Source organism: Sutterella wadsworthensis (assembly GCF_003315195.1).
In the GTDB taxonomy this organism is placed as follows: Bacteria; Pseudomonadota; Gammaproteobacteria; order Burkholderiales; family Burkholderiaceae_F; genus Sutterella; species Sutterella wadsworthensis.
This window is the reverse complement of sequence record NZ_QNRV01000026.1, coordinates 29,790-42,434: the sequence shown is the minus strand read 5'-3', so window position 1 is coordinate 42,434 and position 12,645 is coordinate 29,790. Positions and strand designations below refer to the sequence as shown.

8 protein-coding genes are annotated in these 12,645 nt (G+C 54.8%); 6 read left to right on the top strand and 2 right to left on the bottom strand.

Features of this window, described 5'->3' with window-relative positions:
• Nucleotides 1–38 precede the first annotated feature (38 nt).
• From DES29_RS09785 to DES29_RS09765, 5 genes are all read left to right on the top strand, one after another.
• Nucleotides 39–1,307 carry an FAD-dependent oxidoreductase gene (locus tag DES29_RS09785; protein ID WP_346243198.1) on the top strand — a complete coding sequence of 423 codons (1,269 nt, stop codon included), beginning with the start codon at nt 39–41 and terminating at the stop codon, nt 1,305–1,307.
• Nucleotides 1,308–1,479: 172 nt separating this feature from the next.
• Nucleotides 1,480–2,193, top strand: a complete 714-nt coding sequence (locus DES29_RS09780; RefSeq protein WP_021994878.1) for a cyclic nucleotide-binding domain-containing protein — start codon at nt 1,480–1,482, stop codon at nt 2,191–2,193.
• A gap of 243 nt (nt 2,194–2,436) precedes the next feature.
• Nucleotides 2,437–3,585 carry a pyridoxal phosphate-dependent aminotransferase gene (locus tag DES29_RS09775; RefSeq protein WP_021994877.1) on the top strand — a complete coding sequence of 383 codons (1,149 nt, stop codon included), beginning with the start codon at nt 2,437–2,439 and terminating at the stop codon, nt 3,583–3,585.
• Between the two features lie 142 nt (nt 3,586–3,727).
• Nucleotides 3,728–5,344, top strand: coding sequence for a gamma-glutamyltransferase family protein (locus DES29_RS09770; RefSeq protein ID WP_021994876.1), 1,617 nt, complete (start codon nt 3,728–3,730; stop codon nt 5,342–5,344).
• Nucleotides 5,345–5,550: 206 nt separating this feature from the next.
• Nucleotides 5,551–5,733 (top strand): hypothetical protein, encoded by a 183-nt coding sequence (locus tag DES29_RS09765; RefSeq protein ID WP_021994875.1) that lies wholly within the window; start codon nt 5,551–5,553, stop codon nt 5,731–5,733.
• A 102-nt stretch (nt 5,734–5,835) separates the two neighbouring features.
• Here the strand turns inward: DES29_RS09765 and DES29_RS09760 are convergent, their stop codons facing one another.
• Together DES29_RS09760 and DES29_RS09755 are read right to left on the bottom strand one after the other, a co-directional pair.
• Nucleotides 5,836–7,131 carry a dicarboxylate/amino acid:cation symporter gene (locus DES29_RS09760; RefSeq protein ID WP_021994874.1) on the bottom strand — a complete coding sequence of 432 codons (1,296 nt, stop codon included), beginning with the start codon at nt 7,129–7,131 and terminating at the stop codon, nt 5,836–5,838.
• Between the two features lie 149 nt (nt 7,132–7,280).
• Nucleotides 7,281–8,882: an FAD-dependent oxidoreductase gene (locus tag DES29_RS09755; protein WP_236578837.1), complete on the bottom strand. Its 1,602-nt coding sequence runs from the start codon at nt 8,880–8,882 to the stop codon at nt 7,281–7,283.
• Nucleotides 8,883–9,515: 633 nt separating this feature from the next.
• Here DES29_RS09755 and DES29_RS09750 point away from each other — a divergent pair.
• Nucleotides 9,516–12,626: a molybdopterin-dependent oxidoreductase gene (locus DES29_RS09750; protein WP_021994872.1), complete on the top strand. Its 3,111-nt coding sequence runs from the start codon at nt 9,516–9,518 to the stop codon at nt 12,624–12,626.
• Nucleotides 12,627–12,645 lie beyond the last annotated feature (19 nt).

Here is a 12,645-nt window from a genome sequence, read left to right as displayed (position 1 = left end):
GTTTTTATTAAATAAAAACAATGGATTAGGAAGAATAAATAGGCCGACTTTGCGTCAGATCAGGACCTCCCGGAGCTAGTCTCCGGGAGTTTGGGATTAATGCCAAGGCACTCAACCACTGGCTGAAACAGACCGGCCCAACGATGGATTGGCTTGCCGATCACAATATCCACTTCGAAGCGGTGAAGACGGCTTTTATTGATGGTACGCGTACTTGGCACATGTATAAAGGCGGCCATGGCACTGTACTGATTCAAGAATTCACGAAGCAGATTAAGGAAAAAGGCGGGCAAATACTGACTTCAACCCCCGCAACTGAGCTCATTATCGATAACGGCATCATTAAAGGCGTTCGTGCACGTACAGCTGACGGAAGCACACTGACGATTAATGCCTCCGCAACGATCATTGCCACCGGCGGGTTTTCCGGCAATAAGGAAATGGTGCAGAAATATTTGCCTTACGCCGGCTATGAAAGTGCCGGATCACCAGGACGCACCGGCGACGGCGTCAAGATGCTCGAGAGCGCTGGTGCAAAGCTCGTCAACATGAATGTATGCATGCAGGCTGGTCTGTGGCTCAAAGATGTTCCGACAGATTTGCAGTTCGGCAAGGACGGAGTGACCAATGCTCATTATGTACGATTGCTTGCAGCGCTCTTCCAGCCGTACCTCAAAACATCATTGCGCGGAGATCGAGTTGCTGCTGAAACGCTTCCGCTGGAATACATCTCCAATGCTTATGAAGAAGTCGGAGGAGAAGGCTTTGCGGTTTTTGACAATGCCACTCGGGAAGAGATGATTAATGAGGGACTGGTGCGCGGCTATTTCGGCATGGTGACTCCAGGAACGAAATTCTCGAATTTTGATGAGCTTTTCGCTCGGGGCGAAAAAGACGGGTTCTGTTTTAAGGCAGCTACGCTCGAAGAGCTTGCTGCGAAGACTGGCATGGATCCTCAACGCCTCACGGCTACAGCTTCGCGCATGAACGAACTGGTAAAACTCGGAAAGGACGAGGACTTTTATAAAGATGCGCAGTGGCTGCGTGAAGTCAAGACAGGACCTTTCTACGCCATTAAAGGCAGTCTTCGTATGTATGCCACGACGGGCGGTGCAAGTGTTAATGAGAACTTTCAGCCGCTCAATGCGGATGGTGAGCCGATCCCAGGCATCTATGCCATTGGTCAGGATGCAGGGGGACTTTATTCCGACTCATACGATATGCACATTGCTGAAGGCACAGCTTCATCGTGGGCCATTAACGGCGGAAAACTCGCTGTTGAGCATTTCGTGAAGACGCGCAAATAAATCAATAAGGCGTGCTCCGGCGCCCCTTAGCAGTCTTTATGGACAAGCGGTTGGTTGGATCGTTTCCAATCAGCCGCTTTTGCAGTTATTGTGAGGTGATGACCCCACGCTTTGCTGAGCAAGGTCACCAAAGCACTTTTTTGTGAATACATATCTCAGATTTTCCGTTGTTATGTCTTCCCTTAACTTGCTGCCGGTTTGTCCTTGGTTTGTACCGGCCGCACCAGCATCACTGCGGCTCGGTGTGGAAGCACTTCGTTCTGAGATCGAACTTTATGCGCCGCGGCAAATCGTTCAACGCGAAGAGGAACCGTACTCTGAAATTCGGGTAGTGCACTCGGGGCTCTTGAGTCAAGCGGTTATTAATCGTCGTCTCTCTAAGCCTCTGGCTATGAATCTTTATGCCGAAGGTTCCATGATGGGATTTTTAAATCTTTTCACTGGAGTGCAGGCTCCGCGGCTTGTGACGTGTGAAAAGCGTGCAAAAGCGACCGTCGTCAATCGACAGCTGGTTTTGGTTGCTGTGAAAACGAATTCGCAGTTTCTTTTGGAATTTTCTGCGTACTGTGAGATTGCTGCCAAATCTGAATTGATAGGCATGGAGGCACTTTTTTCTCTTCCTCTTGAAGAGCGGCTGCAGCTTTTTTATGCTGCGGCGCTTCTGCGAAGCGGCGCTCATCCGCTGGAGAGCTCTGCAGAATATTTGAGAATGCCCTATCCAATCACACGCGCTGCACTCGAGCGGGTGATTTATGTTTCACGAGCCAGTCTTGATCGACTGCTCGCAGCGGCTTCAAAGTCCGGAATGATTTTGCTTCAAGGCGGAGAGAGATTTGTTCGCCGACGCGATATAGCCGCCATGACGGAATGGATACTTGAACGGTGATCCATCATCATTCTGGGTGAAAACACCATCGGAAGATGTTCCTAAGCGATTGAATATAGGCCTTAAGACAAGCTCCTCAGTCTGCCTGCGAAGCAACAACAAGCTTTCAAAAGTTGTCTGTCAAGATCTTTTCCTCATCGCGGGCATGCTGCTTGCTTGTTCAATAATCAACTGCATACAGCTCGAGCCAGCTGCTTTCCGGCTGGTCGACCGGTGCAATGTCCTATGCGTAAGGAAAAGATCATGGCTATTCAACGACGCCGCATGCTTACTGCCGCTCTGGGCGGTGCTTTCTCTGCTTCTCTGCTGACGGCTGGCCGTGTCGATGCGGCGCCGGCGCCGGTCTTTGAGAAGCCCACAGCAGACAATCCCATCATCGCCTGCTACAACGAAAATCCGTTGGGACTTTCCGCCGCGGCTCGCAAAGCCGTGGCAGATTCGGCTGCGGTCGCCAATCGATATCCCTTTGTGCGTTGCGAAGTGCTTCGCAAGGCCTGTGCACAGCTGATAGGCGGCAAGCCCGAAGAAATCGTGCTGTCGCAGGGGTCCGCTGAAGCCATCCGTGCTTCGGTTGAAGCTCATAATGGTCCGGGGGCCAGTCTTGTAACGGCAGAACTGACCTACAGCGACGGCCAAATGGCTGCTGTGCGCAACAATATTCCCGTCATCAAGGTCAAGATGGGACCGAATTGGTCGATGGATATTCCTGCGATGAAGGCCGCGGCCGCTGAAGCGGCAAAGAAGGGAATAGCTATTGTCTACTTCGTGAATCCGAACAATCCGACCTCCACGATTGCGGATACCAACGCACTTTTTGACTGGATTCGCGGCAAGCCCGCCAATACCGTTTTCATCCTTGACGAGGCCTATGCCGAATTTGTGGAGGATAAGTCTTACCGCTCAGCTGCCGAACTTGTTCGCGAAGGTCTCGACAACGTCATTGTGCTGAAAACCTTCTCCAAGATTTTTGCGATGGCGGGCCTCCGTCTCGGCTTTGCCTATGCAGCGCCCGAGCGTGTGAAGAAGGTGCATGACCACATTGCTTACGATTTCTTCCAGAATACGCCGGCCATTGAAGCGGCTTTGGCTGAAGTGAACGATAAGGCGTTTCTCAAACAGTCGCTCGAAGAAACGCTTGAGAGCCGCCGCATCATGGAAGAGGTGCTCAAGGAACTTCAGCTCGAATACTTGCCGAGTCAGACCAACTTCGTTTTCTTCAATCTCAAAAAGCCTCTGAAAGTTTTTGCCGATGCAATGAAGGCCGAGCACATCATGGTCGGCCGTCCCTTCCCGCCGGCTACGACATGGTGCCGCATTTCATACGTTCGTCCGGCAGAGATGAAGTACGTGGCTGATGTGATGCGTGCGCTTCGCACAAAAGGCGTCATTTGATCGGAAGTATATGAGCGGCAGACTTTCTGCCGCTTTAGAGACTCCTTAATATGGAGTACTGCTGAGGCCCGAAAGCATAAGGCTGCGTCTTTGCTTTCGGGTTTTTCATTGTGTTTTCTGGTTTTTATCCCGAGTGAATGCCATGCAGGCCATACCTTTTGATCCTCTTGATTATCCTCATCCATCCCGCCGCACGGTGGTCTATGCCCGAAACGGCATGACTTGTGCGGGGAATCCTACGGCTGCGTCGGTTGGTCTGCAGGTGCTTTTGAAGGGCGGGAACGCCGTCGACGCCGCGGTGGCGATGGCTGCGGTCATGCCGCTCGCGGAGCCTACCGGCAACGGTTTGGGGTCCGACGCCTTCGTGATGGTATGGAAGGACGGCAAGCTTTATGGTCTCAATGGTTCGGGTCCTTCACCTAAAGCAGCTTCGATTGAGGCTCTCCGAGCCAAAGGATGTGAAAAGATTCCGGCATACGGCGTTCTTGCTTCAGATGTCCCGGGAGCCGTTGGTGCTTGGGCTGCTGTGCATGAACGTTTCGGTCAGCTGAAGTTTGCTGATGTGCTCGCTCCTGCCATTGAATATGCAGAAAACGGGTTCCCCGTTTCGCCGACGGTAGCCGATCTTTGGGGGCGTGCCGTCAAACTCTACTCGGGAATGCGCAGCGATGCGCAGTTTGAGCCATGGTTTACGCACTTTGCGCCGCAAAACCGAGCACCAGAACCCGGTGAAAGCTTCCGTTCTCCTGATATTGCTGCGACGCTGAAACGCATCGCAGAAACGAAGGGCGAGGCTTTTTACCGCGGTGAGATAGCCGAGAAGATCGCCGCATTTTTTGCTGCTAACGGGGGCTTACTGACTGCAGACGACTTGGCAGCATGGCGGCCGGAGTGGGTGGAGCCTTTGAGTGTCAACTACCGGGGCTACGATGTTTGGGAGATGCCGCCCAATGGTCACGGCATTACTGTGCTGATGGCTTTAAAGACGCTCTCGGGCATGCAGCTCGGCGCGCCGCTTACAGCAGAGACGATGCACCAGCAGATTGAAGCGATGAAGCTCGCAATGAGCGATACGGCTGAGCATGTCACAGAACCTTCTGCCATGCGCGTGACGACCGACGAACTGCTTTCGGACGCGTATGCCGCAAAGCGCCGCGCTTTAATCGGTGAGCAGGCTTTGCTGCCTAAAGCCGGCGACCCGCGCGGCAGTTCCACGGTTTATTTCTGTACGGCCGATCGCGACGGCATGATGGTTTCCTTCATTCAGAGCAACTATCGTGGTTTCGGCTCAGGCATTGTCATTCCGGGAACCGGCATTTCGATGAACGATCGTATGGAAAACTTCCGTTTTGATCCGGCCCACGCCAATTGTCTTGAGGGAGGCAAACGTCCGTATCACACGATCATTCCGGGTTTCCTCTCCAAAGAGGGCAAAGCCGTCGGACCATTTGGCATCATGGGCGGCTTCATGCAGCCTCAGGCTCATGTGCAGGTTGTGGAAAATCTGATTGATTGGCATCTTAATCCGCAGCAGGCACTGGATTCCCCGCGTTGGCAGTGGATTGGCGGCAAAAAGATCGATATCGAAGCCGATGTACCGCCCGCTGAAGTGCTTAAGCTCATTCGCCGCGGGCATGAAGTTACCGTAAAAGCAGATCTCACAGCGATGGGACGCGGACAGATGATTCTTCGGGCGCCCGACGGCACGCTTTGCGGCGCGACGGAAAAACGATCTGACGGTCAAATCATGTCTTATTGATGTGCGTGACTGGTGCGAACCGCACTGCAGCGGTGCGGTTCGCACAGGCATGTATTTGCGGTTTTTGTTTTTTCACTCTCTATTGACGATTGAGGGGTTGCTTTTTCGGCACTGTTTTTGCTTGCCATCACTCTGGAAAAGAGGGTTTATCGGCTGATCTTCGACTTTAGTCAGCGGGGCGGCCGAGATGACGTCTGGAGGATGACATGATGTTTGTGAGTGAATTCATAACAGATGCTCCAAGCGCGATGCCGGCAGAAGAATCTGTGCTGCCGCTTGAACCAATCAAGGTAGACGAAGTGGTCCGCCGCATTGCGGTCGGCATTGTTTTCACCATCGGTGTCGGCGCAGTGCTCACGATTGCCGCAGCTTTCGCAATGAGACTCTAAAGATGGAAGCCGCGGCCGCATCAGTTCGCTCTTTGGGCGCAATGCTCCTCACGCAAAGCGCCCAAACAGCATGAAGACGGGCCGCGCATTCCTCATAAAGACTCACGCATCAAACGTTTCGTCCTTCAAGTCATGATCAACCATGGCGGCAACACAGCTGTCGGACCACACGTTGAGAGCAGTTTCAATGGCGTCGACCACTGCGTAGAAGGGCAGAATCACGCCCATAAGCAGAATCGGCACATTCATGCCCGCAAGGAGCGAGGCTGAGAGAAAAAAGCACCCCATGGGCACGCCGGCATTGCCGACGGCGGCCAGCGTGGAGATGAGAATCCAGACGATGAGTGTGCCAAGCGTGATGTCAGCGCCCGCATTCTGCATGAGATAAACGACCGTCAGCAAAATAAAGGCTGCGCAGCCATTCATATTGATTGTTGTACAGATCGGGAGCACAAATCGAGAGACGGGGCGGCGCACGCCAAGGCGATTTTCTGCCGAGGCCATGGTGACGGGAAGCGTTCCGGCCGAAGACTTTGAGAAGAAGGCAACGGTGAGGGCCGGCAGCATGGCTTTAGCGACTTTGAGCGGATTGAGGCCGCGAGCCAGCAGCACGAGCGGGAGAATCACCAGCATCTGCACAAAATTCGCCGTGAGAACGGCAGCAAAGTAAACGCCAAGTCCGCCAAGCTCTACGCCGGATGCAAGGTCAGCAGCCAGCACGGAGAAAAATCCGAATATGCCGATCGGCAGTACCTTGATGATCCAGCTCACAATGCGAAAGAGGACTTCCTGCAGGCCGGCGAAAAGACTGACCAAGGTTTCCTGTGCCTTGGAGGGCTTCATTTGGGCAAGCGCAATGCCGACAGCAGCAGAAATGAGGAGCACCGAGAGGACATTCGCGGAGAGGAACGGTGCCAGGATGTTGTCCGGAATCACCGATTCGATGTACTTCAGATAACCCGCGCCGCCTGCATTAGCAACGCTCGAAAGCGGTGCTGCGGCAGCACCGGAAATCGATGCGGAGACGTTTTCCGGTGAAAAGACTTCGTAGAGCAGAGCGGCGAGCGTTGCCGCCAAAATCGTCGTGAAGAGCGTGTAAAAGATCGTGTGCCGGAAGATGCGGCCTGAACTGCGCGATTTAGAGATGGATGAGAGGGTTGAGATGATGGATACGGCAATGATCGGAATCGCAACGAACTTGAAAAGCCGGATAAACATCGTGGCGATGAAGTCTGCAAAGGACTGCGTCGCCGACGATCCCCAGATGCCGTTCACAATACCGAGAACGATGGCGATGAGGTAGAAAATGGCGAGCATTCGGCCGCTGATGCCGGATTGCTGCGACTTCGCTGCCAAGGCTTCAGAGGTGGGAGCGTCGTTATTGGGTGTGGTGGACATGAATGAATTCCTATGCGGCGGCGCTCGCTGCGGAGCGCCGGAATATGCTGCATGGATTATTTCATTGAGCCGTTCTGTTTGCAGTCAGGAGATGTTCGACACCGCAATATGGGAGCGCTCGGGCTGCATTGCAGATCGTGCAGGTGGGGTCACCCGCCGTTGGTTTCTGTTTCCGTATTGTTGGCGTCAAGCTGCGGATCGGCCGATGCCTGCTGATGGGACGTCTGGGCCGGTGTCTCGGCGCGTTGAACGGTCGGAGCAGTTTGGGATGGCGCAAGTGCTTCTGCCGCTGCATTTTTGCCGGCGAGACGGCCGAAAACGATGGCGCCGATAAGACCAAAATTGACAAAGCGAACGCGGCCGTAAATACCGCCGACAGTGTCGCCCGCAGCGAAAATCTTTGGAATGACTCGCCCCTGGCGGTCAAGGACATGTGCATTTGCATCCACACGAATGCCGCCCAAAGACCCATGAATGGCCGGGCGGATGCGAATAGCAAAATAGGGCGGCGTAACGAATTTAGTGGCCGGAAGCGGGCGGGCAAACGGGCCGCTGGTAGCGCCGGTAATGCGGCAGTATTCCAGTGTTTCGCCCAAATCGGAGAGGTCAATATTTAAGGAATCGGCCAAACGGGCAATGGAGTATTCGCGGGTAATGCTGGCCGTTGCCGTGAGACGTTCAAAAAGAACGCTGTCAAAATGAGAAGAATCGCCAATCAGCCATGCCCAGCCGCCAGGCTGAGCTAGAACGGCGCGCGCGACATTTTCAGGAACGTCGAGTTCATTGGTAAAGCGCTTGCCCTTGCTGTTGACTAGAATTGCACCGGCCTTGCGCAGCGGTTTGGAAATAAGCGTGCCGGTAAGCGCATGCGTTGTGGGATGAAGCATGACGGCGTCACGGTCGACGATCGCTGCGCCGAGATTTTCAGCAAGCCAAATACCGTCGCCTGTAGCGCCGGCAACATTGGTGGTGAGCAGCTGCGGACAGTTCGGACAGTTGCGGCGGACAACGTCAAGACTGCCCGCATAACCGCCTGTCGCAAGGATGACCGTTTTAGCATGCACTTTGACGCGGCGGCCGGACATCGTCAGCGCTTCGAGATCAATGTGCATGCTCGGTTCTTGGGTGAGCTGCACCACTCGAGCGTTGGTGATGACGGGAACCCCCGCGACCTCTGCCCGAGCCAGCAGCTCACCGATCACTTCGCTTCCGAGAGAAAGCCCTTCTTTAGCGCGGTATTCACGCACGTGGCGGGAGCCCGGACGTGTCTCTGATGTTTCAAGGTCACAGCCAATCGATTGAAGCCACTGCACGGCGGCGAGGGAATCGTCGATAAGTTCTTCGTCAAGCTCGGCATTGATGGTGCGGCCGCGGCGGCGCATCTCGGCAAGCAAGGCATGTTTTTCGGCCAGGATCTCGCGCTTGGCATCATCAGACCATTGCTTGCCGCGCTGGTCGTCCACAGCGGTTAGGGCATCTTCGGCGAGAATGCTGTTGCCGCCCACCATGCGCATCTTCTCGAGCACCAGCACTCGAGCGCCTGTCTGAGCGGCGGTCACTGCAGCAGTCAAACCGGCTGCGCCAGCTCCCACTACGGCCACATCGCAGTAAAAAGGGCAAAAGCCCGTTGAATCTGCGTCGGCAGTGGCGTCGGCCCGCACTTCGCGCGGCAGCAAAACCGCAGCGGATGCGGTGCCTGCAGCCGTTGCCAACAGCATTGAGCGAATAAGCAATGAGCGACGAGTGGACATCAGGCAATGAAGCATAAGGTTTAGGCGTAGGGAAGCGGTCTTATTTATGCGTTATTCAGAAACGGTAGAGCCCATCTTTGTGAATAGACTACGCTCTTTCCTGAAGGGGAAAACCCTGATTTAATCAAAGAATAGCAAATTGCGGATTCGCCTTCCATTCAGGGAAAACAGGCTTGAGCTTGCTCCACCTTGAAGCGGCAAGGAAAACGGGCCGAAAGCGAAAATTCGAATCAGAGACTGTGTTTTCATCGCCACACACATTTATTGATTTGAATCAATTTAGGTAAAGCAGTTATGCGGGTGCGGCTTGGTCTCGCTATTCACATATGGAATAGCACCCGCCCATTCTGCCAGTGGGCAATGCACTGCCAAATTAATCCCATATGTACCCATATAGAGATATTGAGGAGTAGATAGAAAGGCCGCGGTATACATTAACCATTCGACCGAAATGCTTCTGCGAGAGGCTAATAGCTCTTGAGTGCGGGCTTGTGGAGAATCGCTTCAATGAGGTTTGGAACAGGTTGACCCCTGAGGGTGACCCACTCCGATCCCCATTCATAAAAGACCCTCCGGCCTGCTCTTTTTTGAGGCAGCACCCGGCATACAACGAACTCCCCCCAGGAGAACTCAATGGAACTTTCTCGCAGAAGCTTCCTCAAGCGCGGCCTGATTCTCGGTACGACTCCGGTCGCTGCTGGTCTGGCCAGTACTGCAGCAATGGCTGCGTCAAGCACCAAAAAGCCCTATAAGCTCGCGAATGTGCAGGAATATTTCAATATTTGCTGCTACTGTGCCGGCGGCTGCGGCACGATCGTGTCAAACCGCAATGGCGAACTTATCAATATTGAGGGCGACCCGGATCATCCGGTCAATCTCGGCGGCTTGTGCCCGAAAGGCGCAACGCTGTGGGGGCTGCGTCAGGTGGTGACGCCGGACCGCAAGGTCAAGCCCAACCCTAACCGTTTCCTCTATCCGATGGTGCGCCGTCCTGGCTCCAAGGAGTGGGAGCGCATCAGCTGGGATGAAGCTTTTGACGGGATTGCTCGCCACGTCAAGAAGACCCGCGATGAAACCTTTGTACAGACCGAAGACGGCTACACCGTTAATCGCACTGAAGGCTTCGCGTTTCTTGGCGGTTCTCAGATCAACAATGAAGAATGCTGGCTGCTGCAGAAGTTCTGCCGTACGCTCGGCTCTATTGCGATTGACAACCAGACGCGTGTTTGCCACTCGTCAACGGTTGCGGGTCTTGGACCGTCGTTTGGACGCGGCTCAATGACGTCTCATTGGTGCGACTTTGCCAATGCAGATGTGATTCTCACGGCAGGTTCGAACAACGTTGAAAACCATCCGCTTTCCTCACGCTGGGTTCAGCGTGCTCAGGATAAGGGCGCCACTTGGATCGTGATCGATCCGCGCTTTACTCGTTCGGCCAAGAACGCTGATATCTACGGCCGCATCCGTCCGGGCACCGACATCGCCTTCTGGGGCGGGCTTATCAGCTACATCATCAACAATAAGCTCTATCAGGAAGAGTACGTTCTCAACTACACGAACGCGGCCTGCATTCTGACGAAGGACTATGACTTTGATCCGAAGACAGGACTCTTTACGGGTTTCGATGAAGCATCAAAGAGCTACTCGGCTGAGTCGTGGGGCTACGATGTTGAACGCTTCGAACAGTGGGATACGACGCCGACGGGCAAGTACGCCTGGGTGAAAAAGCCCGGCACGCCGAACTTTGTGCCGCCGGAATTGGAAATTCTCAAGCGCGATATGACGCTTGAAAATCCGCTCTGCGTGCTCAACGTCATGAAGCGCCACTATGACCGCTACACGCCCGAAATGGTCGCCAAGGTGACGGGCATGGATCCGGACGTGATGATGAAGATCTGGCAGGTGTACGCCGGTACGGGCAAGCCCGGCAAGGCCGGTGCGCTCCTCTATGCGCTTGGTCAGACGCAGCACACTTACGGCGGTCAGAACTGCCGTGCGATGTCGATCGTCCAGCTTCTGCTCGGCAACATCGGTGTTCCCGGCGGCGGCTTGAACGCCATGCGCGGCGAACCGAACGTGCAGGGTGCGACCGACGTTGCCTGCACGGTGCCCGATCTTCCGGGCTACCTCAAGTGGCCGACTGCCAAGAAGCATCGTCATCTTGCCGATTATCTCCACGCAGAAACCTACGCCGACGGCTACTACTCGAATAAGCCTAAGTTCATGGTTTCGTTCCTCAAGGAGTTCTTCGGCGAAAACGCGACAGTGGAAAACGACTACGGCTATGAAATGCTGCCGAAGATCGGTCCGCGTCTCCCGGCTTCCGCTTGGACGACGATGGGCACTTTCCATATGATGCGTGACGGCCGCATTAAGGGCTACTTTGCCTGGGGCATGAATCCTGCGCATTCAACGCCGAATGCCAAGTTTGCCCGCAATGCGATGGCTAATCTGGATTGGCTCGTCTGTGCTGACTGGTTCCCGACGGAAACCGCTACCTTCTGGAAGGCCCCGGACATGGATCCCGCCAAGATCCAGACGGAGGTGTACTTCCTCCCGGCTGCGCTGATTTACGAAAAGATCGGTTCGATCTCTAATTCCGGCCGTTGGGTGCAGTGGCGTCAGCAGGGCGTGCTGCCGCCGGGTGAAGCCAAGTCTGACTTTGAAATCATTGAGGTACTCTTTGACCGCATCCGTTCGCTCTACCAGAAGGAAGGCGGCGTCTATCCGGATCCGATCCTCAAAGCCAACATGGACTATAAGGTCGACGGCAAGTACGACCTGCGCGCTGTGTGCTGGGCGATCAACGGCTACACGGTCCAGGACGGCAAGCTCCTGCCGGGCTACGCTCAGCTTCAGGCTGACGGTTCGACTGCCTGCGGCATGTGGATCTACTCGGGCTACTACAACAACGAAGCCGACAAGCTCGATCCGATGAAGCAGCCGACGGCCCGCCGCTCTAAGGAAGATCCGTCCGGCATGGGGCTCTTCTCGGGCTGGTCCTTCGCGTGGCCTGCCAACCGCCGCGTGCTCTACAACCGCGCTTCCTGCGATATGAAGGGCCGTCCGTGGAATCCGGAAAAGGTTTTCGTCGAATGGAAGGGCGACAAGTGGCTTCAGTATGACGTGGGCGACTTTGTTACTGCCAATCCGCCCGACAATAAGGCCTTCTTCATGACGTGGGAGCAGAACGCTCGGCTCTTCTCCTATGCCATGGCCGACGGTCCGATGCCCGAACACTATGAGCCGTTTGAATCACCGACGAAGAATCTGCTCAACGACAGCGTTCAGGCTCCCTGTGCACTTTTCACGGAGGACAAGGACAACCGCCGCGGCACGACGCAGGACTACCCCTATGTCTGCACGACCTACTCGGTTACCGAGCAGTGGCAGACCGGTGCGCAGACCCGATCGATTCCCTGGCTCAATGAGCTCATCAGCTGCAACTTTATTGAACTTTCCGAAGAACTCGCTAAGGAAAAAGGCATCAAGAACGGCGATACGGTCCGTGTGTGGAACAACCGCGGTTCGGTCAAGGTTCGGGCAATGGTCACGATTCGCATGCAGCCCATGCAGATCAACGGCAAGCTCACGCACGTGGTCGGCATGCCGCACCACTTCTCGTGGGCGGGTTCCTTTGCCACCGGCGACAACGTCAACGATCTGACCCCGAATGTGGGCGATCCGGTGAGCTTCATTCCCGAATACAAGGCCTTCCTTGTCAACATTGAGAAGGCTGCCTGAAGCACCGGCGACCATAAAT